The 24113-nt window shown below is 71.2% G+C and carries 25 protein-coding genes and 1 pseudogene (1 of these 26 running past the window's edge); 13 read left to right on the forward strand and 13 right to left on the reverse strand.

The features are described from left to right. From ACWGJY_RS18795 to ACWGJY_RS18805, 3 genes are all read left to right on the forward strand, one after another. Positions 1-2178 carry the 3' end of a hypothetical protein gene (locus tag ACWGJY_RS18795; protein ID WP_453261926.1) on the forward strand. The gene continues 26760 nt to the left of window position 1, outside the view, so 2178 of the gene's 28938 nt are visible here — the last part of the coding sequence; the start codon falls outside the window, past its left edge; it ends in the stop codon at positions 2176-2178. 229 nt (positions 2179-2407) lie between these two features. Beyond that, positions 2408-3277, forward strand: a complete 870-nt coding sequence (locus ACWGJY_RS18800; RefSeq protein ID WP_453261927.1) for a type VII secretion system-associated protein — start codon at positions 2408-2410, stop codon at positions 3275-3277. A gap of 341 nt (positions 3278-3618) precedes the next feature. Further along, positions 3619-4896 (forward strand): thymidine phosphorylase, encoded by a 1278-nt coding sequence (locus ACWGJY_RS18805; RefSeq protein WP_453261928.1) that lies wholly within the window; start codon positions 3619-3621, stop codon positions 4894-4896. Between the two features lie 280 nt (positions 4897-5176). Here ACWGJY_RS18805 and ACWGJY_RS18810 read toward each other — a convergent pair whose 3' ends face one another. Together ACWGJY_RS18810 and ACWGJY_RS18815 are read right to left on the reverse strand one after the other, a co-directional pair. Continuing rightward, a complete protein-coding gene (locus ACWGJY_RS18810; protein ID WP_453261929.1) occupies positions 5177-5704 on the reverse strand; it encodes a hypothetical protein in 528 nt (175 codons plus the stop codon). A gap of 50 nt (positions 5705-5754) precedes the next feature. After that, positions 5755-6213, reverse strand: a complete 459-nt coding sequence (locus ACWGJY_RS18815; protein WP_453261930.1) for a hypothetical protein — start codon at positions 6211-6213, stop codon at positions 5755-5757. Between the two features lie 63 nt (positions 6214-6276). On the opposite strand from ACWGJY_RS18815, the gene ACWGJY_RS18820 reads away from it, so the two are divergent. Genes ACWGJY_RS18820 through ACWGJY_RS18830 form a run of 3 tightly spaced genes read left to right on the forward strand, consistent with a single transcriptional unit; the run spans position 6277 to position 7483 of the window. Then, positions 6277-6858: a DUF6415 family natural product biosynthesis protein gene (locus tag ACWGJY_RS18820; protein WP_453261931.1), complete on the forward strand. Its 582-nt coding sequence runs from the start codon at positions 6277-6279 to the stop codon at positions 6856-6858. Then, positions 6855-7289 carry a recombinase family protein gene (locus ACWGJY_RS18825; RefSeq protein WP_453261932.1) on the forward strand — a complete coding sequence of 145 codons (435 nt, stop codon included), beginning with the start codon at positions 6855-6857 and terminating at the stop codon, positions 7287-7289. Before ACWGJY_RS18820 ends, ACWGJY_RS18825 begins: the two co-directional genes overlap by 4 nt. Beyond that, entirely contained in the window at positions 7286-7483 is a 198-nt protein-coding gene (locus ACWGJY_RS18830) for a hypothetical protein (RefSeq protein WP_453261933.1), read from the forward strand. Before ACWGJY_RS18825 ends, ACWGJY_RS18830 begins: the two co-directional genes overlap by 4 nt. A 251-nt stretch (positions 7484-7734) precedes the next feature. On the opposite strand, the gene ACWGJY_RS18835 is transcribed toward ACWGJY_RS18830, so the two are convergent. Beyond that, a complete protein-coding gene (locus ACWGJY_RS18835; protein ID WP_453261934.1) occupies positions 7735-8529 on the reverse strand; it encodes an SDR family oxidoreductase in 795 nt (264 codons plus the stop codon). Between the two features lie 134 nt (positions 8530-8663). Here ACWGJY_RS18835 and ACWGJY_RS18840 point away from each other — a divergent pair. Both ACWGJY_RS18840 and ACWGJY_RS18845 read left to right on the forward strand, forming a co-directional pair. Next, a pseudogene (locus ACWGJY_RS18840) lies at positions 8664-8759 on the forward strand (IS5 family transposase); the annotation flags it as partial. A 351-nt stretch (positions 8760-9110) separates the two neighbouring features. Then, positions 9111-9644 carry an NUDIX hydrolase gene (locus ACWGJY_RS18845; RefSeq protein ID WP_453261935.1) on the forward strand — a complete coding sequence of 178 codons (534 nt, stop codon included), beginning with the start codon at positions 9111-9113 and terminating at the stop codon, positions 9642-9644. Between the two features lie 332 nt (positions 9645-9976). On the opposite strand, the gene ACWGJY_RS18850 is transcribed toward ACWGJY_RS18845, so the two are convergent. Further along, complete coding sequence (locus tag ACWGJY_RS18850) at positions 9977-11293, reverse strand: MFS transporter (protein ID WP_453261936.1); 1317 nt, start codon at positions 11291-11293, stop codon at positions 9977-9979. Positions 11294-11388: 95 nt separating this feature from the next. Between ACWGJY_RS18850 and ACWGJY_RS18855 the strand changes: the two genes are divergently transcribed. After that, the gene (locus tag ACWGJY_RS18855; protein WP_453261986.1) at positions 11389-12375 is read left to right on the forward strand and encodes a LysR substrate-binding domain-containing protein; all 987 of its coding nucleotides are present in this window, start codon (positions 11389-11391) and stop codon (positions 12373-12375) included. A gap of 28 nt (positions 12376-12403) precedes the next feature. Here ACWGJY_RS18855 and ACWGJY_RS18860 read toward each other — a convergent pair whose 3' ends face one another. Further along, positions 12404-13222 (reverse strand): alpha/beta hydrolase, encoded by an 819-nt coding sequence (locus tag ACWGJY_RS18860; RefSeq protein WP_453261937.1) that lies wholly within the window; start codon positions 13220-13222, stop codon positions 12404-12406. A 103-nt stretch (positions 13223-13325) separates the two neighbouring features. Here ACWGJY_RS18860 and ACWGJY_RS18865 point away from each other — a divergent pair, with 103 nt between their 5' ends. Both ACWGJY_RS18865 and ACWGJY_RS18870 read left to right on the forward strand, forming a co-directional pair. Beyond that, positions 13326-14486 carry an adenosine deaminase gene (locus ACWGJY_RS18865; protein WP_453261938.1) on the forward strand — a complete coding sequence of 387 codons (1161 nt, stop codon included), beginning with the start codon at positions 13326-13328 and terminating at the stop codon, positions 14484-14486. Between the two features lie 141 nt (positions 14487-14627). Next, a complete protein-coding gene (locus ACWGJY_RS18870) occupies positions 14628-14897 on the forward strand; it encodes a hypothetical protein (RefSeq protein ID WP_453261939.1) in 270 nt (89 codons plus the stop codon). A 166-nt stretch (positions 14898-15063) separates the two neighbouring features. Here ACWGJY_RS18870 and ACWGJY_RS18875 read toward each other — a convergent pair whose 3' ends face one another. From ACWGJY_RS18875 to afsQ1, 5 genes are all read right to left on the reverse strand, one after another. After that, a complete protein-coding gene (locus ACWGJY_RS18875) occupies positions 15064-15273 on the reverse strand; it encodes a PspC domain-containing protein (RefSeq protein ID WP_453261940.1) in 210 nt (69 codons plus the stop codon). Between the two features lie 44 nt (positions 15274-15317). Continuing rightward, on the reverse strand, positions 15318-15872 hold the full coding sequence (locus ACWGJY_RS18880; RefSeq protein ID WP_453261941.1) for a VanZ family protein: 555 nt from the start codon (positions 15870-15872) through the stop codon (positions 15318-15320). A gap of 162 nt (positions 15873-16034) precedes the next feature. Continuing rightward, complete coding sequence (locus ACWGJY_RS18885) at positions 16035-16661, reverse strand: hypothetical protein (RefSeq protein WP_453261942.1); 627 nt, start codon at positions 16659-16661, stop codon at positions 16035-16037. Beyond that, positions 16658-18493 (reverse strand): ATP-binding protein, encoded by a 1836-nt coding sequence (locus ACWGJY_RS18890; RefSeq protein ID WP_453261943.1) that lies wholly within the window; start codon positions 18491-18493, stop codon positions 16658-16660. Before ACWGJY_RS18890 ends, ACWGJY_RS18885 begins: the two co-directional genes overlap by 4 nt. Then, positions 18490-19167 (reverse strand): two-component system response regulator AfsQ1, encoded by a 678-nt coding sequence (gene afsQ1 / locus ACWGJY_RS18895; RefSeq protein ID WP_026169550.1) that lies wholly within the window; start codon positions 19165-19167, stop codon positions 18490-18492. The genes ACWGJY_RS18890 and afsQ1 overlap by 4 nt, the downstream gene beginning before the upstream one ends. A gap of 222 nt (positions 19168-19389) precedes the next feature. Here afsQ1 and ACWGJY_RS18900 point away from each other — a divergent pair, with 222 nt between their 5' ends. Beyond that, positions 19390-20220: a SigE family RNA polymerase sigma factor gene (locus tag ACWGJY_RS18900; RefSeq protein ID WP_453261944.1), complete on the forward strand. Its 831-nt coding sequence runs from the start codon at positions 19390-19392 to the stop codon at positions 20218-20220. A gap of 293 nt (positions 20221-20513) precedes the next feature. Here the strand turns inward: ACWGJY_RS18900 and ACWGJY_RS18905 are convergent, their stop codons facing one another. Further along, positions 20514-21158, reverse strand: coding sequence for an ATP-binding protein (locus ACWGJY_RS18905; protein ID WP_453261945.1), 645 nt, complete (start codon positions 21156-21158; stop codon positions 20514-20516). A 156-nt stretch (positions 21159-21314) separates the two neighbouring features. Between ACWGJY_RS18905 and ACWGJY_RS18910 the strand changes: the two genes are divergently transcribed. Then, positions 21315-21719, forward strand: coding sequence for a hypothetical protein (locus ACWGJY_RS18910; protein WP_453261946.1), 405 nt, complete (start codon positions 21315-21317; stop codon positions 21717-21719). A gap of 105 nt (positions 21720-21824) precedes the next feature. On the opposite strand, the gene ACWGJY_RS18915 is transcribed toward ACWGJY_RS18910, so the two are convergent. Both ACWGJY_RS18915 and ACWGJY_RS18920 read right to left on the reverse strand, forming a co-directional pair. Continuing rightward, a complete protein-coding gene (locus tag ACWGJY_RS18915; protein WP_453261947.1) occupies positions 21825-22685 on the reverse strand; it encodes an aldehyde dehydrogenase family protein in 861 nt (286 codons plus the stop codon). Continuing rightward, positions 22678-24108 carry an aldehyde dehydrogenase family protein gene (locus ACWGJY_RS18920; RefSeq protein WP_453261948.1) on the reverse strand — a complete coding sequence of 477 codons (1431 nt, stop codon included), beginning with the start codon at positions 24106-24108 and terminating at the stop codon, positions 22678-22680. Before ACWGJY_RS18920 ends, ACWGJY_RS18915 begins: the two co-directional genes overlap by 8 nt. Between the last annotated feature and the right edge of the window lie 5 nt (positions 24109-24113).

Here is a 24113-nt window from a genome sequence, read left to right on the forward strand (position 1 = left end):
GGCCCGGTGGTGCCCGGGGGCATCTGGGACGCCCTCCGGCGTCTGGCTCCCGACCAGGAGCGCCTCGACGCGTTGGACGAGTACGAGGAGCGCCACGGCAGCCACCCGCTGGACCACGTGCGGCCGGCGCACATCACGGCGGTGTACCTGGCCAGTGGACCTGACTGGGGGATTTTCCAGGCGGCCCTGGACGGGCAGCTGGGCGTGAACGAGCTGCTGGACGTTCTCCATGACATGGTCAGCAGCAAAATGGAGCAGGACAGCACCGATCTCCCCCTGCTGCTGATGCGGGACAGGAATTTCCAGGACACGGTCAGCCGGCTGGAGACCGCGTACATCCGGGGGACGGCCAAGGACATCACCCGGCACGAGACCAAAGTGCTCGGCATGATCGACAAGATCGACCCGAGGGCGGCCGAGCGGCTGCTGGAGGAGATCCCCGAGCACCTGGGCATGCTCGCCTACGCCCTGGACCGACTGCCGCCGACCGGCGAGGACGGTTTCTGGTCCTCCACCGTGCATGGGGAACTGATCGGCAAACGGCCCGGGGACGTGCTGCGGGGCGGCCCTGAGCTGCTCTCCATGCCGCAGTTCCACAAGCTCACGACGGACCCGGGCGTCCTGAACCTGGAGCCGGCCGTCCCCGGCCGCCATCGGGTGCTGAACCGGGTCCTGCGGATGAGCGCACCCGACATCACCGTCTTCGCGCGCCGCCCTGGCCGGCCACAGGCGATGTACCCGCGGGCGGTGGCCCTTGAGGTCGTCAGGCGTGTGGTCAAGCAGAACAAGCACGGCCTGTACGAGCTGCGAGAGCTCAGGGAGGTGCAGGCCATGCCGCAGGGCACCGCGCCCGCGGGCAACGTGCGACGCTTCACCGAGCCCACCCCGGCCACGTCTCACGGAAGCTCTGCGAAGGCTCCGCACTACTTCACCGGCAACTCCCCTGCCGAGGAGCGGGGGAGCGAGCCGCTACCCCGCCGTGCGACCGAACCGGCGGGCCGCCGGCCACAGCCGCAGCCGAAGCGCACGCCGCAGCGGGGGCGGACGTCGTACGGGGCGGGGGAGGAGCCCAAGCCGCAGCAGACGGCACGGCCGCAGTCGCAGCCGAAGTCGGAGCAGTCCGGGGCCGGGTCGCGGTCGAAGCCGGATCCGGTGTTCCCGTTGGAGCGGGAGCGGACGCCGTATGCGGAGAGGCCGGGGTCGCAGGCGACGTCGCAGCCGAAGTCGGAGCAGTCCGGGGCCGGGTCGCGGTCGAAGCCGGATCCGGTGTTCCCGTTGGAGCGGGAGCGGACGCCGTACGCGGAGAAGCCGGGGTCGCAGGCGACGTCGCAGCCGAAGTCGCGGGAGGCGTCGCAGCCGAAGCGGTCCGAGCCGGGGGCGCAGCCGCAGCCGCAGCCGCAACCCACCGTGATTGAGCGGGTTCCGAGGTCGGAGCAGCAGGCGGAGCGGTCCGCGCCAAAGCCCCAGGCCCAGCAGAAGCCCAAGCCCCAGCAGAAGCCCCAGCCCCAGCCCCAGCCGCAGCCGCGTCCGCAGGCCGGTCAGGGCCGTACGCCCGCCGGTCGTCGGGACTGGCACAGCTTCTGGGGCGACGACGGAGTAACGGGCCAGGTGTTGGCTCACTTCACCGAAACCGATTGGGAACGGCGCGATGACCCGTACAGCGAGGTCGGAGACGCCACGCACTATGTCCGGTGGGAGCGCCGCGAGGGGGAGTTGGTCGGCAGCCTCTACGAGTTGCCCGAGGAACTGACCGGCGAACAGCGGTTCGTCTTCGCCCGGCGCGGTCCGACGGCGACCTCAGGCATCGGCGTGCGGGAGATTCTCGGGTCCCCGAATGTGAGGTCGATGCGCAGCCTGCTGCTTCTGGAGTGTGCGGCCGACCAGGCACGGGCGGAGCACCTCGCGCGCTCGGTGGACCTGGGGACGGTCGGGTACACCGGGGGCGACGTGGCGGCGACGCTCGTGCCTGTGCCCGAGCTGGACTCCGAGCCCGTGCCCCTCGTCCACCTGCGCGAGAAGGACTCCGGAGGCCCGACGTCGCTGCTCCTCATACGCCACCAGCCGGACGGTCGGATGGTGGCGGACGTCCACGCCCAGGCGCAGCCCTTGGGCCGGGTAGACCCGAAGTACTACCCCCACCCGGACGACTGGAACAGCGGATCCGGGGAGGCCCGGTGAGGCGGCCCCCGCGTGCCCCGGAATCCCCGGGCATGCGAACCTGCGACACCACGCCCCGTCCGGGACGTCCGAACACCCCCCGGCCGTCCCCGGCGCGGGCGGGCGACCACGGCCACCGGCCGCCTTCCGGCACCGACGATGCCGGGGTGCGTCACACGACGTGACCCCGGCACCCACAGCACCCCCATCACCCACGATGAGACGCAACGCACCACAGAATGAGGGAAACGTGAGCAAGGCGACCGGACAGAGCGACGCCGCGGAGCAGAAGAAGGCGGTGGGCGCCGAGGAGACGACGGGCGGCGAGGCCACCGAGGCGATCGAGGGCGCCACCGAGACGATCGCGGGTGCCACCGAGAACATGCCTCCGGTGCCGGACTCGATCCGTGAGGCGGCCAAGTTGGCCCCGGACCACTGGCTCGGCATGGTCGACCCCACGTGGTCCGGTGACGGCGCGCCCCCGGCCTGGGCCGTCGTCGGGCAGTGGCGTTCCGGTGTGGACGGCGAGATCGCCGAGTGGCGGGACAACGAGGACTACCGGCCCTCGCCGACGGCGCTCGGCTGGCCGGAGCCCGCGGACGACGTGGACGCCGCCGTGCAGCTGGCGGCGACCGGCTACGGCCCCGGCGAGGACGTGACCACCGCCTTGGCCGCGCTGCCCGAGCTCGCCGTGTTCGTCACCGTCTCCGGCGACCCGCTGCCGGCCGCCGCGCCGGACGGGGAGACACCGGTGGTCCCGGTGTTCACCTCGCCGGTATACCTCCACATGTCGGGCCGGCTGGCGTTCGAGCTGCTGTCGGTGACCGAGGTGCTCGACCGGCTCCCCGAGGACCACCTGCTCTACCTCAACCCGTCCGCGCCGGTGAGCATGACGGTGGAGACCGAGGCGCTCCGCGAGGCGCTGGCCTCCGGGAACCCGGACACTGCCGAGGACGAGGACGAGTCAGACACTCGGATAAGCATCGGCGGCGTCCCGGCCGAGCCGGTCGGCGCCCCGGCGGAGCAGCCCGCGAAGAAGCGGGCCGCCCGCAAGACGACGAAGGCGAGCCCGAAGAGCAAGGTCGAAGAGGTGGACACGGCGTCCTCCGAGGCCCTCTGAGCAGCAGCGCAGCCACGGTCCGGCCGCGGACGAGACCCGCGGCCGGTCCGCGCGTGTTCTCCCGCACGGTCGTGGCCTTCGCGCAGGACGCGCAGGTGTTGCGGGGCGGGCTCGGGACAGGCGTCCGAACAGACGAAACGACGACGCCGCCCGCCGGGTGAGTGCCTCGTCCGTTCTCATCCTGGCGGGTCGCTTCGACCCGACCTGCGATCCGGTGGTTGTGGAGTTGAACCGGCGCGCCGCGCACTCAGGGGCCGCCCCCAGGGGCCGGCGCCCCCCTCCCTGGCCACCCCGCCATCTATGCGTGTAGAACGGACCTACCCGTTGGAAAGGAACCCTCCATGGACGCCATCTCCGTCATCCGCACCAAGCGCGACCGCGGCGAGCTGACCCCCGCCCAGATCGACTGGGTCATCGACGCCTACACCCGCGGCGAGGTCGCCCACGAGCAGATGTCGTCCCTGGCGATGGCCATCTTCCTCAACGGCATGAACCGCACGGAGATCGCCCGCTGGACCGCCGCGATGATCGCCTCCGGCGAGCGCATGGACTTCTCCTCCCTGCCCCGCCCCACCGCCGACAAGCACTCCACCGGCGGTGTCGGCGACAAGATCACCCTCCCGCTCGCCCCGCTCGTCGCCGCCTGCGGCGCGGCCGTCCCGCAGCTCTCCGGCCGGGGCCTGGGCCACACCGGCGGCACCCTCGACAAGCTCGAAGCGATCCCCGGCTGGCGCGCGACGCTCTCCAACGCCGCGATGCTGGACGTCCTGCGCGACGTCGGCTCCGTCATCTGCGCGGCCGGCGACGGCCTGGCCCCCGCCGACAAGAAGCTCTACGCGCTCCGCGACGTCACCGGCACCGTCGAGTCCCTCCCGCTCATCGCCTCCTCCATCATGTCCAAGAAGATCGCCGAGGGCACCGGCTCCCTCGTCCTGGACGTCAAGGTCGGCTCCGGCGCCTTCATGAAGGACCTCGACAACGCCCGCGAACTCGCCTCCACCATGGTCGAGTTGGGCACCGACCACGGCGTGAAGACCGTCGCCCTGCTCACCGACATGGCCACCCCGCTCGGCCTGACCGCCGGCAACGCCCTCGAAGTCCGCGAATCCGTCGAGGTGTTGGCCGGCGGCGGCCCCCAGGACGTCATCGACCTCACCCTCGCCCTCGCCCGCGAAATGCTCGACGCGGCCGGCCTCAAGGACGCCGACCCGGCCAAGGCCCTGGCCGACGGCTCCGCCATGGACCACTGGCGCCGCATGATCCGCGCCCAGGGCGGCGACCCCGACGCCACCCTCCCGGTCGCCCGCGAACAGCACGTCGTCACCGCCTCCTCCACCGGCACCCTCACCACCCTCGACGCCTACGCCGTCGGCCTCGCCGCCTGGCGCCTGGGCGCCGGCCGCGCCCGCAAGGAGGACCCGGTCCAGGCGGGCGCGGGCATCGAACTCCACGCCAAGCCCGGCGACCCGGTCACCGTCGGCCAGCCCCTGCTGACCCTGCACACCGACACCCCCGAGAAGTTCCCCTACGCCCTGGAGGCCCTGGACGGCGGCGTGCTCGTCGGCCCCGCGGACGCGGCCTTCGCCGCCACTCCGGTGGTGCTGGAACGTATCGCCTGAGCCGGCCGGGACGCCCGCCCCTGCCAGGGCAGGGCGTCCCGCCACCCGCCACCTTGGTCCAGGTCCCCTGGACGGGTGGTCTGGGAACTGATCCAGCTGCGAGAGGCTGGGCCGGCTGTGCCGTTTTGACCGGACGCCTGGGCTCACCCGTCAGCCAATAGGCCTTGGTTTCGTGCCCGCTTTGTCATGGGCGGGACGACTGAACACCTGGCCTGTTGCGAGCACTCGCTCGACGTCATGACGCGCCGCCGGATGGCAATTCTGGGTTGCGCCTGTACCTCTACGCCCCCAAGGAATCGATCATGTGATCGTCCAGTTCGGCAACCCAGTCCTCCCGGCGCCACGGCCGCAGCTCGTGTCGGGCACGCCGTAGCCGGATCGTCGCCACTCGACCGCCGGTCGCCGACGCGGCGTCGACACACTCGTGCAGCAGTGCGGCCGCCGACTGCGGATCGCCAAGACGCAGCCTGGCCAGTGCCTGGTCTGACATCACGATGGCTCGCTGTACTTGTTCCCGCGGTCGAGTGAGGGCTGCCGCGGACCGCGCGAACTCATCGTGTGCGGCGGCTGCGTCGCCTACATACAACGACGTCACGCCCTCGAACCCGCGCAGGTGCGCGGCTGAGAAGGACGACATCGACGGATCACCGGAGTGGTCGCCGTCGAGGTCGTACCAAGAGAGGGAGAGTGCCGCCCGAGCCTGCCGCTCAGCGTGCTCCCGTCCCGCCCGCGCGGTGATCTCTGCCTGGAGCGCATGGGCGCGGGCACGAACGATGGTGCTGCCGCCGGCGCGAACGTGTGACTGCATCAAGATGGCGGTCGTGCTCGCTCATGTGCCCATCATGCCCGTGCCGTACGTCACACGGGGACGATCAGGCGAGGCTTCCCGCTCTCCGCGGCGTGATGGATCGTCTGCCATGTGCCGGACGTACTGGCGCCCCCGTCAAGAGGAAACCCGATCACCATGTCGGAGCGGTCGACCATGTACCGGTTGCGGGCGTAGTAGGCAGGCGTCCGCAACTCGGAAGCCCGAAGTTCGAAGACGTCCGTGATCCGCCCTCGGCACCGGCTGATCGCCTCTTGTGCGTCGGTCGGCTGCTGGTCGACAGTCCCCGGGACGACGACCGTGATCGACGACTGTGAATGGCCGGCCAGCCACAGCAACGACAGCGAGTCGATCCCCTTCGCGCCACCGATATGGAAGTGGGAGTCATTGCTCGCGAACGGCCCGATGTAGCGGGCGAAATGGTCGGTGTACCAGGTGACTTCGTGGTGTTCGGTTGACCGGGTTCCGGTAATGGCAATGCTCAGAGTCATGATCAAGTCCGTGTCATAGGTTGTCAGATCCCCTGGCCGCTCGCGCCCCAGTGCACTGGCACCATGAACGTGAGAAACGACTCGGTCGCCATTCTGGCCGAGCACCTCCGAGCGAACGGGCTCGCAGTCGTCTGGACCGACGCGGCCGCCGTCTCCGCTTCACATTCGCTGAACTCAGCAGTCCGCGAGGACGTCACCGTCGACAATGGTCGTTACGTCACCGCCTACGAGTACGAGGTCGGTCAGTGCGGCGACGAGCGGGCAACGGCCCACCGAGTCGCCTTCCTCGTAGGAGCTGGCTCTGGGTGTGAAGCGCCACCGGTCGATGTGGAAACGATCAGCGCGACCATCGGACGCGCGCTGCGTCTCGGCTCCGGCCGGCCGGACTCGGGCGTACTGACAGAGCTGGAAGAGGAACTGCGGGGGCACGTCTCGCTCCTCCTCTCCGAGGCCCGTAAGCCGGTCCGGCATCTGTGCCCCAGCAGTATCGAGGCACACCGGCTGAAGACCCGACTCGACGCAATCGAGCGACGTACCCAGCAAGGACTCGGGCAGGGTGCACTCTCCGCCCGTGTCCAGGTGCACCAGCTTGCGCGGGATTGCCAGTACCTGCTGGCCCGGCACACCGCGGAGGCCCGGCGATGACAGCCACGAATCCCCTGGTCTTCGTGTACGACCGATCCGCCGGCCAGGCCCAACGCCGGCTCGCCCTGCGCCTGGCAGCTTGCCGCCACTACGCCGACGAGAAGGGCTGGTCCCTCGTTGGCTGTTGGTGCGATCTCGGCGACCACGCGCTGAGCACGCACCGGCCGCAGCTGTCCGCACTTCTGGCCGCCATGCGGGCCGCGGCGGACCATCGCGAGGTGCTGTGCCTGGTGCACACCTGGGAGAGGCCGGGGACCGATGCCATGCACCGCCTGCTGCTCCAACAGCGCGTCAGCGAAGCCGGCGGCCGGACGGTCACCACGTTCGGCGAATCCGACGGTCCCTCCAGCGTCATTCTGGACTGTAGGCCCCCCTTGCCTCCCCACCAGGAGTGGACGACCACGCTGGACGCAATGGAGGGCGCACGATGAACGGCGGTCAGCGTCCACAGGTGGGCGATGAGGTCGAGTACGCCACTGGCCGCCGTGCGATCGTCACGGACATCAGGAAGGGCATCCCCTACCTGCGAGTGGCGGGACGTCGGGAGTGGCCGGCTGAGGATCCGGACTCCCTGAGCGTGATGCGGACGCGGGTGCAGCGGATCGCGGACGGTGACCTGTGGTGAGTGGCGTCCACGCCCGGCCGCAGCCCGTTCCGCTGATCCGCTCATCCCTCTGCCGCCCGCTACTCGTCCTGGCAGCCCTCGGCCTGACACCGCCCGTCGCGACCGTCAGTGGCACCGCAGTCGCCCTCAGCGCGCCGGACCCTCCGCTTTCCCAATCCCCGGATACGGCCTCTGAGGCTGTCAGCGCGGTGCACACAGCTCCGCAGCCCCCCTGCCGGTGCGGCAACCACACCGGCCCCTAACTAGGCGGCCTACGCGGTGGTGGCGATGCCGCCGTCGACGGGGATCACGGCGCCTGTTAGGTATGCGCCTGCCCGGCTGGCGAGGAACACGGCGACACCCGCCATGTCGTCGTCGCGGCCGATCCGGCGTAGTGGGGCCGACGCCGCGATCGCCTCGCCGAACTCATCGAGGGTTGCAGCCATCATCGTCGACGGGAACGGTCCCGGCGCCACGGCGTTCACGGTGACGTGCTGCGGTCCTAGTTCCTTGGCGAGCACTCTGGTGAGTTGATGCAGTGCGGCCTTGCTGCTGGAGTACGAGTAGTTGGGCCGCTGGGGGATGTGGATGGCGGCGATGCTGCCGATGTTGATGATCCGCGCGGGATCGTCGGCGGTGCCCGCCCTGCGAAGTGCGGGCAGCAGCGCCTGGACTAGCCAGAACGGCGACTTCAGGTTGAGGTCGACGACCGTGTCCCAGGCCGCGTCTGGGAACGTCGCCAGCGGCTCGTCCCACATGGCGCCCGCGTTGTTGACGAGGATGTCGAGACGCTCCGAGTCGGCGGTGACGAGGTCGGACAGTCGCCGACACTCGTCGTGGCGGGACAGGTCGGCGGGGATGGCCCGCACCTCACCAAATCTGGACAGCTGTTCCTGCGCCTGAGCGCACGCTTCTGCGTTGCGTGAGCTGATGACCACGCGGACGCCCGCCTGGAGAAGGCCACGCGCGATCATCATTCCGATGCCTCGGGTGCCACCAGTGACGAGCGCGCGCTTTCCACACAGATCGAAAAGTTCTGCATGCGTGGTGAATTGGTTGTCTACCACTTGCCGCCTTTCCAGTTGGTCGTGCGGGATGATGCGCCGACGCGTTGGGTGTTCGGTTCAGCTGTCTCAACGCTATGGCCTTGGAGTGCACTCCAAGCAAGCGGATCAGGGTCCCGACGGACCGCGTCCGCAACCGCCTCAAGCGCGGATCGCGAGGCGGACGACCGCCCAAGTTCGACAAGGACGACTACAAGCAGCGGCACGCGGTCGAGTGCGGGATCAACCGCCTGTACGGGGAGCCGGCGGGCGGTTTGTACCGTGTGCTCGAGACCGTGAAGTACGGCGATGAGATGCACCTTCCCGCGCCGTTCGAGGTCACCGTAGATACGGCACTCTTCCCCGCCGGCTGAGAGAGCGACGACGAAGAGCCCGCCCCACCAGGACAGGCGGCGGAACGGGCCCTTCGGTCCGAGGGGTGTTACGCGGCCTTCTCCAGGTGGAGGAGGCGGCGTTCGGCCACGGCCTTGCGGGTGGCGTAGAGGGTGCACAGTATTCGTCACTGTGACATGAATTCTCCCGAATCCGGCTGCAGTTCAGCCTGGCTCTGCGATGCTGGAGGCCGATCGAGAGGGGCCGCAGCGATGCAGTGGAAGATCCACGGGGAACGTCCGATCTACGAGAACAAGTGGGTGAACCTGTGGCTCACCGACGTCGAGACACCGGACGGACACCGCTGGGAACACCACGTCGTCAAGCTCCGCCACCTGGCCGTGGCCGCGGTCGTCAACGAACGCCGACAGGTTCTGATGATGTGGCGGCACCGCTTCATCACGGACACCTGGGCGTGGGAGCTGCCCATGGGGCTGGTCGAGGAGGGCGAGACCCCCGCCGATGCCGCGGCCCGTGAGGTCTTGGAGGAGACCGGCTGGCGCCCCGGTCCCGTCAAGCCGCTGATCTACGCCGAGCCGGCCAACGGCATCACCGACTCCCAGCACTACGTCTTCCGCGCCGACGGGGCGACGTACGAGGGTCCGCCGACCGAGAAGAACGAGTCGGACCGGATCGAGTGGGTCCCGCTGGCCGAGGTCCGGGGCATGATCGACCGGCGCGAGATCGTCAGCAGCGGATCCCTTGTCGGGCTGCTCTACGTGCTCATGGACGAGGCGATCCGCTGACCTGGCGGGGCAGTAGCTCCCGGAGCCGGGCCTCGAACCACCGTGGCCGGCTCTCAGCGGAAGGGCGCCAACTGCTCGTGAAACTCCCGGAGGTGGCCGACGACTCATTGCGAGCCGATGGCCACCGCAACGCCGCCTGAATCGGATCTGTCGCGCCGGGTCACCCGAACGACGGGCCGGCCAAGCCGTGCAGGACGCCGGCCGTGCCACGGGCGGGTCTCCACGGGTTTCCTACGTCGGCGCCTGAAGGCGAAGACCAGGACCGACAGGTCTGACGAAGAGCCCGCCCCACCAGGACAGGTGGCGGAACGGGCCCTTCGGTCCGAGGGGTGTTACGCGGCCTTCTCCAGGTGGAGGAGGCGGCGTTCGGCCACGGCCTTGCGGGTGGCGTAGAGGGTGATCGAGGCGGCGCCGGCCATCGCGGCGAGGCCCAGGAGGACCGTGCCCTCCCAGCCGACGGCGTGGAAGGCGGCGGCGCCGAGGGCACCGCCCAGGCTGCTGCCGACGTAGTACGCGCACTGGTAGAGGGCCGACGCCTGGGCGCGGGCCGTCTTGGCGGTGCGGCTGACCGAGGACGAGGCGACCGCATGGCCCGCGAAGAAGCCCGCGGTGATCAGGATGAGGCCCGCCAGCACCGCGTACACGGAGTCGGACAGCGAGAGCAGCAGGCCCGTGGAGGTGGTGCCGACGGCCAGGTAGAGGGCGCCGCGGCGGCCCGTGCGGGCGACCAGCTTGCCGGCCGCGGCCGAGGAGACCGTACCGACCAGGTAGATCACGAAGATCGAACCGACGATGCCCTGCGGGAGGTTGAACGGTTCGGAGACCAGGCGGTAGCCGATGACCGTGTAGACCGCGCCGAAGACCGTCATGAACAGCCCGCCGATGGCGTAGAGGCGGCGCAGCAGCGGGTCGGCGAGGTGGCCGCCGAGCGTACGGGCCAGCGCCCGCGGGCCCACCGAACGGGGCGCGAAATGCCGGGCCTTGGGGACCAGCAGCCGGAACGTCACCGCGCAGACCACGGCCAGCACACCCACCGCGGCCAGTGCGGCCCGCCAGCCCCATGCCTGGGCGACCCAGCCGGTCAGGATCCGGCCGGACATCCCGCCGATGCTGTTGCCCGCCACGAACAGCCCGATGGCCGCCACCAGGGCCTTGGCCCGTACCTCCTCCGCGAGGAACGCCATCGCCGAGGCCGGCAGCCCGGCCAGCGCCACGCCCTGGATGCCGCGCAGCGCGATCAGCGTGCCGAGCGACGGGGCGAACGGCACCAGCAGCGCGATCAGCGCGGCCACCGAGAGGGACACCGTCATCAGCGTGCGCCGGCCGAAACGCTCGGAGACCGCGCTGAGCGGGATCACCCCGAGGGCCAGGCCGAAGGTGGCCGCGGACACGGTCCAGCTGGCCTGGTCGGGGCTGACCCCGAGGTCGGTGGAGATCGCGGGCAGCAGCGCCTGCGTGGAGTAGAGGAGCGCGAAGGTCGCCACCCCGGCGGCGAAGAGGGCGAAGCTCATCCGGCGGTAGCCGGGGCCGCCCGGCCGCAGCTTGTCCGACTCGGGGTCGGGCGCGGCGGAGGGAGAGGAGTCGGCGGACGACAGGGAAGAGGCGGCCGCACGGTCGGTGACGGACGCCCTGGTATCAGCGGGAGGCATGCTTCGAAGGTAGGCCGCCCGGTTTCATGCGTCCAATGCATGGAAACGGCATAATCGATGCTGTGGCACATGATCGCAGGTCGCAAGGGTCGCTGTTGCAAGGTCGCAACAGAAAAGACAGGGGCGAGGCGGGGCGGCGAGCCGGCGCGGAGGTGCCGGAGGCGGCCGAGCTCGGGGTCGGCTCGTGGGCGGCGACCCTCGCCCCACGGCTCGCCCAGTTCACCGCCGTCGCCCGGCACGAACACGTCACCCGCGCCGCGCAGGAGCTCGGCATGCCGCAGCCGACGCTCAGCCGTGCCCTCGTCCGCCTGGAGGACGACCTCGGCGTCGCCCTCTTCGCCCGGCACGGCCGCACCCTCTCCCTCACCCCGGCCGGCCGCGCGTTTCTCGCCTCCACCGAGCGGGCGTTGACGGATCTGGAGCGGGCGACGGAGTCCGTACGGGCCGATGTCGACCCGGCCGCGGGGAAGGTGGCGTTCGGCTTTCTGCACACCCTCGGCCCGGAAACCGTGCCCGGCCTGATCCGCAGCTTCCGCGCCGACCACCCACGCGTCCGCTTCCAGCTCGTCCAGAACTACGGCGAGGCGATGATCGAGCGGCTGCGCGCCGGCGACCTCGATCTCTGCCTGACCTCCCCGGTCCCGGACTACCCCGACCTGGTCGCCCGCCGCCTCGACGAACAGAAGCTGCGTCTGGTCGTCCCGGACGACCATGCGCTGGCCGGCCGCAAGCGGGTCCGGCTCGCGGAGGCCGCCGGCGAGCTGTTCGTCACCCTCGAACCCGGCTACGGGCTGCGCCGCATCACCGACGCGCTGTGCGCCGAGGCGGGTTTCACCCCGCGGATCGCCTTCGAGGGGGAGGAGGCCGAGACGCTGCGCGGCCTGGTCGCGGCCGGCCTCGGCGTGGCACTGCTGCCGCCACCGGCAGTCCCGCGCCCCGGAGTCGCCGAACTGACGGTGACGGCCCCCCGTGCGGTCCGCGAGATCGGCGTCGCCTGGCTGGACGGCCACCCGGACACCCCACCGGTCACCGCATTCAAGAAGTTCCTGCTGAGCCGGCGGGGGCGGTTGTTGCCCAGGTGACGGGCAAGCGCTCCGGGGCGGTCCGCGCTCAGTGCCGCAACGACGCCCCGAACCCCGCGGCCAGGGGCATTCGCAGGCCCAGTGGTGGTGGTGCGGCCAGGGCGTCCTTCACGGGTCTGGCGTAGTCCCGGGCGAACAGGGAGCCGAGCACGAAGTCGGCGGCCAGGGCGAGGACTTCGGTGCGGTGCTGGTGGAGTGAGTGGCCGTCGGAGTGCACCTCGAAGCGGCAGGTGTCGCGGTTGATCTTCTTGGCGCGCTGGGCGTAGCGGTAGGACAGGTCGGGGTCGGTGCGTTCGTCGTTGGTGCCGTGGACGAGCAGGACCTGCCGGCCGATGAGTTGTTTCACCGGGTCGGGCCGCTCGTCGTTCCGGCCGGGGTCGGGCAGCCAGGGGGCCAGGGCCAGTACGGAGTGGACGGCGGGGTGGCCCGCGGCGTGCAGGGCGGCGCGGGCGCCCATGCCCGTACCGACGAGGCAGACCGGGACATCGCCGTAGCGGCGGACCACTTCGTCCAGGGCCCAGGTCGCATCCCGTGCCGGATGGGCGTCGGGTCCGTTCCAGCCGCGGCAGCGGTAGCGCACGACATGGGCCGTCAGGCCTTCAGGGCGCCCCGCTTTCGCCAGCCTGACCGCCAGCGGCCGTACCGCCAGCGCCGCCACCGGCGACGGCCGCCGCACCCCGGTCGGCCCGCCTCCGGGCAGTAAAAGCGCGACCCCGCTCACCTCCCGGCCGGTGCCCGGACCGCCACCACCGCGCCACCGGAGCGCCTCGCGCGCCCCTTCCTTGCCGGCCGTTCCCAGCGGTTTTCCCAGCCGGGCCTCGCGCACCGGCAGTGCTTGCTGAGCCATGACGAGAACGATGGCAGAAGGTGGCGTGCCCGCCACCCCGTGGACGGGTCACTGTTACGTATCGTTCGGCGAGATCTACGCGCGTAGGGGCTAGAGTGCCGAGATGACGAGCGAGACCACCGCACTCCCGACCAGTGAACAGATCCACCGTGCCCCCAAGGTGCTGCTCCACGACCACCTCGACGGCGGACTGCGCCCCGCCACCGTCGTCGAGCTGGCCCGCGCGAGCCGCTACGAGGGACTGCCCGAAACCGACCCGGAAAAGCTCGGGATCTGGTTCCGTGAGGCTGCCGACTCCGGCTCGCTCGAGCGCTACCTGGAGACCTTCGCGCACACCTGCGCCGTCATGCAGACCCGCGACGCACTGGCCCGGGTGGCCGCCGAGTGCGCCGAGGACCTGGCCGCGGACGGTGTGGTCTACGCCGAGGTGAGGTACGCGCCCGAGCAGCACCTCGAACAGGGCCTGACCCTCGAAGAGGTCGTCGAGGCCGTCAACGAGGGCTTCCGCGAGGGCGAGCGGCGGGCCCGCGAGAACGGCCACCGCATCCGCGTCGGCGCGCTGCTGACCGCCATGCGGCACGCCGCCCGCGCCCTGGAGATCGCCGAACTCGCCAACCGCTACCGGGACACCGGCGTCGTCGGCTTCGACATCGCAGGCGCCGAGGCCGGCTACCCGCCCACCCGCCACCTCGACGCGTTCGAGTACCTCAAGCGGGAGAACAACCACTTCACCATCCACGCCGGTGAGGCCTTCGGGCTGCCGTCCATCTGGCAGGCCCTGCAGTGGTGCGGCGCCGACCGCCTCGGCCACGGTGTCCGGATCATCGACGACATCGAGGTCGCCGACGACGGCTCGGTCAAGCTCGGCCGGCTCGCCTCGTACGTACGGGACAAGCGCATCCCGCTGGAGATGTGCCCGACCTCCAACCTGCAGACCGGCGCCGCGTCCTCCTACGCGGAGCACCCCATCGGCCTGCTGCGCCGACTGCAGTTCCGGCTCACGGTCAACACCGACAACCGGCTGATGAGCGGCACGAACATGTCCCGGGAATTCGAGCACCTGGTCAAGACATTCCGATACACGCTCGATGACATGCAGTGGTTTACAGTCAATGCGATGAAATCAGCGTTCATTCCTTTCGATGAACGTCTGGCCATGATCAATGACGTCATCAAGCCTGGTTACGCGGAATTGCGGGCCGAATGGCTGTTCCGCCCGCAGGGTGCAACTCCCCCTGTAGGCAGTGGTTCTGACTCTGCGTGAGCGGTATCGCGAGCCTATAGCGCAACGGCCGGTGGAATGTCCACCGGCCGTTTTTTCTTTCGTCGTGGCTGTTTGCGGCGCCGGTTGCCGCATCACTAGGTTGATTGGCCGGTCAAGCCCCCATCACGAGGACGTAATTCGATGAAGCAGGGAACCATCAAGACTCTCGGCACCGTCGCGCTCGGTGCCGCCTTCGCCGTCACCGCTGCGGGCGTCGCCGGCGCGGCACCGGCGATCGGCACCTCCGACACCACCGGGGTGCTGAAGAGCCTGCCGGTGAAGGACGCCGCCAAGACCGTCTCCGGGCTCACCAAGTCCAAGCCGGCCGGCCACGACGTCAAGACCAAGCTGAACTCCCAGGGCAACAAGCTGCTGGGCGGCCTGCAGCCCGGCAGCCTCCTCGGCGGCTGACAACCGCCCCTCCCACAGGGGACGCGCACTGCGCCGTGCCCCGGCCGTACGCCCTCGCGCGTACGGCCGGGGCACCGTCATGTGCGGCGGGACCGGGATGCCGGGCGGCGGGGCGGCGGAGCGCCGGGTCAGCGGCGCGCGCCGGGCAGCCGGCCGGGCGGGCCGGTCACCAGGCGGCGGCGCCGGTGGCCTTCTCCTCCGAGGGGAGGAGTATCCACAGCGCCAGATAGACCAGGAACTGCGGGCCGGGAAGCAGACACGACACCACGAAGAGCACGCGCATCGTCGCCGGGGTCGTACCGAAGCGACGGGCCAGGCCCGCGCACACTCCGGCGATCATTCGGTTGTTGCGGGGGCGGACCAGTGCGGCGGTCATGAGGGCGGCTCCTTTTCGACTTCGTGGGGCGTTTGCCCGATGTCTCAAAGGTAGGTCCGGCTGCCGGAGAGAGCATCAGCCTGCGGGGCCAGTTCAACCCTGGGGATTGTCGGGGTCGTATCCCCGAGATGTCCGTACCGGCGGCGCAGGCGGCACCGTGCGCCGGGGACGACCGCCAGATGCACCACGGCCACCCCGAGGGCGCCGAGCAGCACCGAGTCGATGTCGGGGACCCGGCCGGGCACCCCTGACTGCAGCAGCTCGATGGCCAGCGCGATCATTGCGCCGGCGAAGACGGTACGGGTCAGGGACACCAGTGGCGAAACGTTCAGCCGTCCCGCCGAGAGGGGCAGCAGCACGCCCAGCGGCGCCAGCAGCAGCACCGAGCCGCCCAGATGCGTCACGGCCTCCCACGACAGGCCGTGCGCCAGCTCGGCGCGGATCGTCGCCAGTGGTTCGAGATTCGCCGCCGGCACCCACGGCACCGTACGGGGACGCAGCGTCAGCCAGCCGACGATCAGCAGATGCGCCACGAGGAGGAGAAGTCCGGTGACGCGCATACGGGGGGCGGCGGAGGTGCCGGGGCCATGACGCTGCACACAGGCCAGGACGCCATGAGCAGGCGCTGCGGTTCCGCCCCGTTGCGCCGGTCTTGGTGCGCCCGCTGTCCGCCCCGTTGCGCCGGTCTTGGTGCGTCCGCCGTCCGCCCCGTTGCGCCCGTCCGCCGTCCGCCCCGTCCGCCCCCGACGTGGCGCCCCGCCTTACCCCTCTTCCGACAACGGGTCCCCCCACCCGGCGTTCTCCGCGATGTCCGGATTGGCCAGCACATCCGCCGAGCAGTCGTAACGGTGCGCCGTATCGTCGCCCGGCCCGCCCAGCACCGCCGCATGTGTACGGCCCAGCGCCGTGCTCGCGCCGTAGGTGCACACCAGCTGCGCCAGCGCGAACGACGGCAGATCGTCCGGCCTGATGCTCAGCCGCAGCGCATCCGCGGGGTCGCCCGCCCGCGGCCCGGAGACCTTCAGGTCCTGCGGCAGGGCGCTGCTGAAACCGGCCTGCTCCTCGTCGGGCGACGGCTTGTGCTCCAGCTCGTCCAGCAGCGCACGGGCGGCCGGCAGCCGTGAGGCGGCGGCCCTGGACGGCGGCACCGTCCGCTCCACCTGAGCCAGTGCCGAGCCGCACACCAGATACACGACCGTCCGGGTGCCCGGACCGGACGGGCTCGGCGGCGGCTCGCTCGCCGGGGCCCGGCAGCTCACCCGCGAGGGCGCGCCGCCCGCGTCGACCGGGACGGACGTGCCCCGGATCCCGCAGCCCGCGACGGTGAGCGCGAGCATCGCCGCCGCCGCCGCGGTGCCGCGCCGTCCGGTCCGCCGGTCCACCGTCATCGCCCGCCCTCCGAGCCCTCGCCGGCCGGGCCGGCCGGGCCGCCGTCCCTCAGGTCGTCGTCCACCAGCGGGGAGGCGTCCATCGGCAGCCGCAGCGTGAAGACCGCGCCGCCCTCGGGGAGGTTGGCCGCGGTGATCTCCCCGCTGTGGATATGCGCGTTCTCCAGCGCGATCGACAGGCCCAGACCGCTGCCCTCCGACCGTGGCCGGGAGGCGCTCGCCTTGTAGAAGCGGTCGAAGACGTGCGGGAGCACTTCTTCCGGGATGCCGGGGCCGTGGTCCCGTACCCGGATCACCAGCGTCCCGCTCCCCGGCCGTCCCGCGTCCGGGACCGGCCCGGACCGCTCCGGGCCGCCGTCCCCCGCACCGGCCGCCGGTCCGCCGCCCGCACCGGTTCCGCCCGCACCGGTTCCGCCCGCACCGGTTCCGGCCGCACCGGTCCCGGCCGGACCGTCCGCCGGGCCACCGGCGGAGACGGCCGTGCTGCCCGTCCTGCCGCCCGCGCCCGCCACGCCTTCGGTACGTACCGAGACCCGCACCGGCGAGCCGCCGTGCTTGAGGGCGTTGCCGATCAGATTCGCCAGGATCACATCCAGCCGGCGCGGGTCCAGCCGGGCCACGATGCCGCGGTCCGCGTCCAGCTCGACCGCGTCCAGCCAGGCCCGTGCGTCGATACAGGCGGTCACCTGGTCGGCGACATCGACCTCGTCCAGCACCAGCCGGGCCGTGCCCGCGTCGAAGCGGGTGACCTCCATCAGATTCTCCACGAGGTCGTTCAGCCGCCGGGTCTCGCTGACCACCAGCTGCACCGCGGGCGCGATCATCGGGTCGAGGGAGTCGGCCTCCTCCTCCAGCACCTCCGAGACCGCGGTGATCGCGGTCAGCGGCGTCCGCAGCTCGTGCGACATATCGGCCACGAACCGCCGGGACGCCGCCTCGCGTCCGCTCAGCTCCTCGACCCGCTGCTCCAGGCGCTCCGCCGTGCGGTTGAAGGTCCGGGAAAGGTCGGCGAGTTCGTCCGTGCCGGTCACCCGCAGCCGGGTGTCCAGACGTCCCTCGCCGAGCTGGCGTGCCGCATGGCCCAGCCGCTGTACGGGCCGCAGCACCGTCGTCGCCGCGGCCTGGGCCAGCAGCGCCGAGCCGACCAGCGCGAGCGCGGTCGCGATGCCCAGTGACCAGGCCAGCGAGTTGAGGTCCTGCCGCTCGGTGGCCAGCGACTTCATCATGTAGCCGGTGGGCCCGCCGCCGATCACCTTCGCCCCGGCGACGAGATAGGGGGTGTCCCCGGTCTGCCGGCGCTGCCAGTAGAGATGGTGCGCGTAGCGGTTGGACTCGTCGACCGGGCGCACCTCGTTGACCGCGGTACGCAGCGAAGCGGGCACGCTCTTGAGGGTCAGCAGGTCCTTGTCCGTGGTGGCCGCACAGTCCTTGCCCTCGCGGTCCACTCCGATCAGCAGCACCTCGTAATTCTGCGGTCCGCCCGCCATCTGCCGTGCCGCGTCCTGGAGTTCGGCGCACCGCGGACGCAGCGGAAGCGAGCGGGTGCTGTCCTCCAGCGACTTGCGGAAGTCCTTGAGGACGGCGTTTTGCGTACGGTCCAGAACGGTGTTGCGGTTGAGCCAGTAGGCGATGCCGGACGCGGAGACCGCGGCGGTCAGCGCCACCAGCGCGAAGACCACGACCAGCCGCAGCCGCAGACTGGTCCAGCGCAGCAGCCCCGACGCACGGCCGAGCATCCGCAGCACCCGCCGGCCGACCGCGGGCGCGGCCCCGCCGCCCCCGCTGCCCGCGCCGTCCTCCGCCGTCGCGCCGCTCGTGGCACGCTCCCTCACTGTGGCGAGTCCAGCCGGTAGCCGACGCCACGGACCGTACGGATCAGGGTCGGTGAGGACGGTACGTCCTCCACCTTCGCGCGCAGCCGCTGCACACACGCGTCCACCAGGCGGGAGTCGCCGAGGTAGTCGTGCTCCCACACCAGCCGCAGCAACTGCTGCCGGGACAGCGCCTGGCCGGGGCGGCGGCTCAGCTCCAGCAGCAACCGCAGCTCGGTCGGCGTCAGTTGCAGATCCTCGCCGTTCTTGGTGACCGTCATCGCCGACCGGTCGATCACCAGCGAGCCGAATGTCGCCGAATCGCTGGACTCGCGCTCGCCGCGGCGCAGCACGGCCCGGATCCGGGCGTCCAGCACCCTCCCCTGCACCGGCTTGACCACATAGTCGTCGGCGCCGGACTCCAGCCCCACCACGACGTCGATGTCATCGTTACGCGCGGTGAGCAGGATGATGGGCAGCTGGTCCGTACGCCTGATCCGCCGGCACACCTCGAAACCGTCGATGCCCGGCAGCATCACATCCAGCACGATCAGGTCCGGGCGCTGCTCGCGCAGCAGCTTCAGGCCGTCCTCGCCCGTCGCCGCGGTCACCACACGGTGACCCTGGCGGGACAGCGAGAGTTCGAGGGCCGTGCGGATGGCGTCGTCGTCCTCGATCAGCAACAGGAAAGGCACATCAGCCATTCTGGCCCATGGGACGCCGGGAGATCGACCAGTGGCGCTCTCGTACACAAGGCCCGCACCCGCGAGGCCCCGCGACGCGCCGCACCGGGCCCTGTGACAGGCCTGTGACAGTCGGCGGACAACGCGATGAAACTGGGTTGGCAGTCTTTGGGGCATCGGGAGATCAACACCCGGACACACCGAACGAGCTGGCTCTACGACGGGGGGCGCGAGATGAACACACTGCACGGCACCACTACCAGCGCAGTTATCACGCGGCTCCATGACGTCGTCAGGACCAACGAGAAGCCCGGTGCCGGAGCGGGCACCGCCGCGCTCGGGGGAGGGCGGGGGTGCGTTCGCGGCACCGGGCGTCAGCGGCCGCCTTACATGGTGGCCATCGATGCCACGACGGTCACGCTCGACGGGGCCGACGGGGGAAACCGGGGGCACGGGGGAAATGCCGCCCACGGGGGAAACAACGGGGGAGCGGAGTACGGGGAGGGCACGGGGGAACGGCGCTCCGCGTCGGAGGCGGCCGAGGCCGAAGCGGCCTTCACCGCCTACGTCCAGGAGCGCCGCGCCTCCCTGTACGCCACCGCCTACCACCTGACCGGTGACCGCTACGAGGCCGAGGACCTGCTGCAGAGCGCGCTGTTCTCGACCTACCGGGCGTGGGACCGGATCAGCGACAAGGCGGCGCTCGGCGGCTATCTGCGCCGCACCATGACCAATCTGCACATCAGCGCCTGGCGCCGGCGCAAGCTCAACGAGTACCCGACCGAGGAGCTGCCGGAGACGGCGGCCGACGCGGACGCGATGCGCGGCACCGAGCTGCGCGCCGTGCTGTGGCAGGCGCTGGTCCGGCTGCCCGAGACGCAGCGCACGATGCTGGTGCTGCGCTACTACGAGGGCCGTACGGACCCGGAGATCGCGGACATTCTCGGGATCAGTGTCGGCACGGTGAAGTCGAGCATCTGGCGCGCTCTGCGCCGGCTGCGCGAGGACGAGGTCCTCAGCTTCGGCCGTGACGAGGAAGAGTCCTTCGGCGAGCTGGTGGCCTGAGGACCGGGGGAGCCCGAGGGGGAACCGGGGGGGGAACGCCCGAGGGGAAAGGGGATACGGGGGAACCGGCGGAAACGGAGTATTCCGCACAAGCCGGACGTATCGGGGGATACGGGGGAAGTGCGGGGGAGCACGGGGAAGAAGAAGCGGGTTCGGGCGGCCGGGGGGTCTGCCCGAGCCCGCTTCTTCGCGCGTGCCGCGGCGGTCATGAGTGCCGTCGCGGCCGGAACCGTCCGCTGCGCCGCGCACCGTCATGGACCGATCCGCGGGATGCGGGCGGACGGTGCGCTGTGTCAGGAGCGGACGACCGCGCCCACCGCCTCCGGCGTCCGCGCCGCCGATATCCGGGCCAGCGCCTCGGGCTTGGCGCACGGGTACGCGCCCAGCGCGGTGTGCCGGGCGACGATCGACCGCTCGTTGCGCAGCAGTCGCAGCCCCCGGCGCACGAGGTACGGGGCCGACTTGCGGCCCTCGCGCAGATCCCGGGCCAGCCGGCGGCGGAAGGTGGTGGTGGGCCGGCCGCGCAGACACAGCGCGTCGGCCAGCAGTCCCGCCTCGCGGCACGGTGCGATGACATCGGCGGCGAACACGCCCTCCGCCAGGAACAGCGGGGCACCACCGAGGTCGAGCCCTGACACCCCGACCCGGGCACTGGCCGCAATGTCATAGACCGGAACGTCGGTGCGCCCCGTGCGGCACAGTGCGTCGATGGCCGCGACCGCGGCGCAGGCGTCCCAGGACAGCGGCGCGTCCCAGTCGGCGCCGCCGCCGTCGGGCAGCTGCGGCAGCGTCGGGTCCGTGCCCTCCTTGTAGAAGTCGTCGAGACGGAGGACGGGCAGTCCGCTGCGCGCGGCCAGGGACGTCTTGCCGGAGCCCGAGGGGCCGGTCAGCAGGACGACCTGGGCGGCAGGCGGCCGGGTGGAGGAGTGGGAGCTCACGGGCACCCATTGTCGCGTATGGGGCCGTGTGGGCTACCCCTGGCGTGCGAGGTGGATCGGCCATCCCGGCTCAACTACGCTACGCAGTCAATCGATTACCCGAGTGCTTCGGCTCGTACAGCACTTCGACCGCTTCGATACACAGGCAGGTGGCTCATGCCCTCCCATGCACGTCCCAAGCCCAGCCGCATTCCGCGCACTTTGCTGCGGGCGGGGCTGGTGATCTCCGCGGCCGGTGCCGCGATCGCGGCGGGCGGTGCGGCATCGGCCACCGCCGCCCCCGCGTCCGCCCAGGAACGCAGCACCGACACCGGTGCCACGGCCTCCGCGCTGACCGGCGCACTGCTGCACTCCGCGGCCGGCGGCCTGGGCCCGGTCAAGAACCTCCAGGTGGACCCGCTGGCCAACACCTCCGTCGACCCGCTCGCCAACGCCGTCAGCACCCAGATCGCCGACTTCAAGCCGGTGGGCACGACGCTGCTGACCGGCGCCCTGTCGAACGGCGGCGCGCTCAAGGACCTGCCGTTGGTGGGGACGGTGACGAGGGTGCTGCCGGGCTGACGGCCTGCGCCGGCGGGCAACGGGCCGGACAGCCGTGCGGGGCCCCGTCATCGGACGGGGCCCCGCACGGGCATGGGTGACGGCGCGTCATCAGGCCGCCTGAGGCTAGACGCCCATCGGGTGCCACACCGTCTTCGTCTCCAGGAAGCCCAGCAGTCGGCCGGTGCCGGGGTCGGCGGTCCAGTCCGCCGTCCCGGGGCGGAACACCCGCTTGAGGTTGTCGGCCGCGGCCGTCTCCAGCTCCTTCGCCAGCGCCTCGTCGGCGCCCGCGAGATCGAGGGCGTTGACGTCCTGGTGGGCGGCGAGCGGAGCGCCCAGCTCCGCGGTACGGCCCGAGAGGATGTTGACCACGCCGCCCGGGAGGTCGGACGTGGCGAGCACCTCGGCCAGGGACAGCGCGGGCAGCGGGGCGCTCTCGGCCGCCGCCACGACCACCGTGTTGCCGGTGACGACCGCCGGGGCGATCACCGAGACCAGACCGAGGAACGACGACTCCTGCGGTGCCAGGACCGCGACCACACCGGTGGGCTCGGGGGAGGAGAGGTTGAAGTACGGACCGGCCACCGGGTTGGCGCCGCCGGCGATCTGGGCGACCTTGTCGGACCAGCCCGCGTACCAGACCCAGCGGTCGATCGCCGCGTCCACCTGGGCCGCGGCCTTCGCCTTCGACAGCCCCTCGGCGGCGGCGACCTCGGCGGTGAACTGCTCGCGGCGGCCCTCCAGCATCTCGGCGACGCGGTAGAGGATCTGCCCGCGGTTGTAGGCCGTGGCGCCCGACCAGCCGCCGAACGCCTTACGGGCGGCGACCACCGCGTCCCGGGCGTCCTTGCGGGACGCCAGCGGCGCATTGGCGAGCCATGTGCCCTTGGAGTCGGTCACCTCGTACACCCGCCCGCTCTCGGACCGGGGGAACTTGCCCCCGATGTACAGCTTGTAGGTCTTGAAGACGGAGAGTCGGTCAGACATTGAGGTACGCCTCCAGACCGTGCCGGCCGCCCTCGCGGCCGTAGCCCGATTCCTTGTAGCCGCCGAAGGGGGAGGCCGGGTCGAACTTGTTGAACGTGTTGGACCAGATGACGCCCGCGCGCAGCTTGCTCGCCATCCACAGCATCCGCGAGCCCTTCTCCGTCCAGATGCCGGCGGAGAGGCCGTAGGGGGTGTTGTTGGCCTTCTCCACGGCCTCCGCGGGAGTGCGGAAGGTCAGCACGGACAGCACCGGGCCGAAGATCTCCTCGCGGGCGATGCGGTGGGCCTGGGTGACGCCGGTGAACAGCGTCGGGGCGAACCAGTAGCCGGCGGAGGGAAGTTCGCAGGACGGCGACCAGCGTTCGGCGCCCTCGGCCTCGCCCGCGTCGGCCAGCGCGGTGATACGGGCCAGTTGCCCGGCGGAGTTGATGGCGCCGATGTCGGTGTTCTTGTCGAGCGGATCGCCGACCCGGAGGGTGGCCATCCGGCGTTTGAGCGCGTCCAGCAGCTCGTCCTGGACGGACTCCTGGACCAGGAGGCGCGAGCCCGCGCAGCAGACCTGTCCCTGGTTGAAGAAGATCCCGTTGACGATGCCCTCGACGGCCTGGTCGAGCGGCGCGTCGTCGAAGACGATGTTCGCCGCCTTGCCGCCGAGCTCCAGGGTCACCTTCTTGTCGGTGCCGGCGACCGTACGGGCGATGGCCTTGCCGACCCCGGTGGAGCCGGTGAAGGCCACCTTGTCGATGCCGGGGTGAGCGATCAGCGAGGCGCCCGTGGAGCCGTCGCCGGTGAGAATGTTGACGACGCCCTTCGGCAGGCCCGCCTGGCGGCAGATGTCCGCGAAGAACAGGGCGGACAGCGGGGTCGTCTCGGCGGGCTTGAGGACGACCGTGTTGCCGGTCGCCAGCGCCGGGGCGATCTTCCACGCCAGCATGAGCAGCGGGAAGTTCCAGGGGATGACCTGGCCCGCGACGCCCAGCGGGCGGGGGTCGGGGCCGTACCCCGCGTGGCCGAGCTTGTCGGCCCAGCCCGCGTAGTAGAAGAAGTGCGCGGCGACCAGTGGCAGATCGGCATCGCGCGACTCGCGGATCGGCTTGCCGTTGTCGAGGGATTCCAGGACGGCCAGCTCGCGCGAGCGCTCCTGGATGATCCGGGCGATCCGGAAGAGGTACTTGGCGCGCTCGGCGCCGGGCAGTGCGGACCACTTCTCGAACGCCTTGCGGGCGGCCTGCACGGCGCGGTCGACGTCCTCGGCGCCGGCCTGCGCCACCTCGGAGAGGACCTCCTCGGACGACGGCGAGACGGTCTTGAAGACCTTGCCGTCACCGGCCGGGGCGAACTCGCCGTCGATGAACAGGCCGTAGGACGGCGCGATGTCGACGACCGCGCGGGACTCGGGTGCGGGTGCGTAATCGAAGGTCATGGGAG

It is taken from the genome of Streptomyces sp. NPDC054765, from assembly GCF_053612065.1.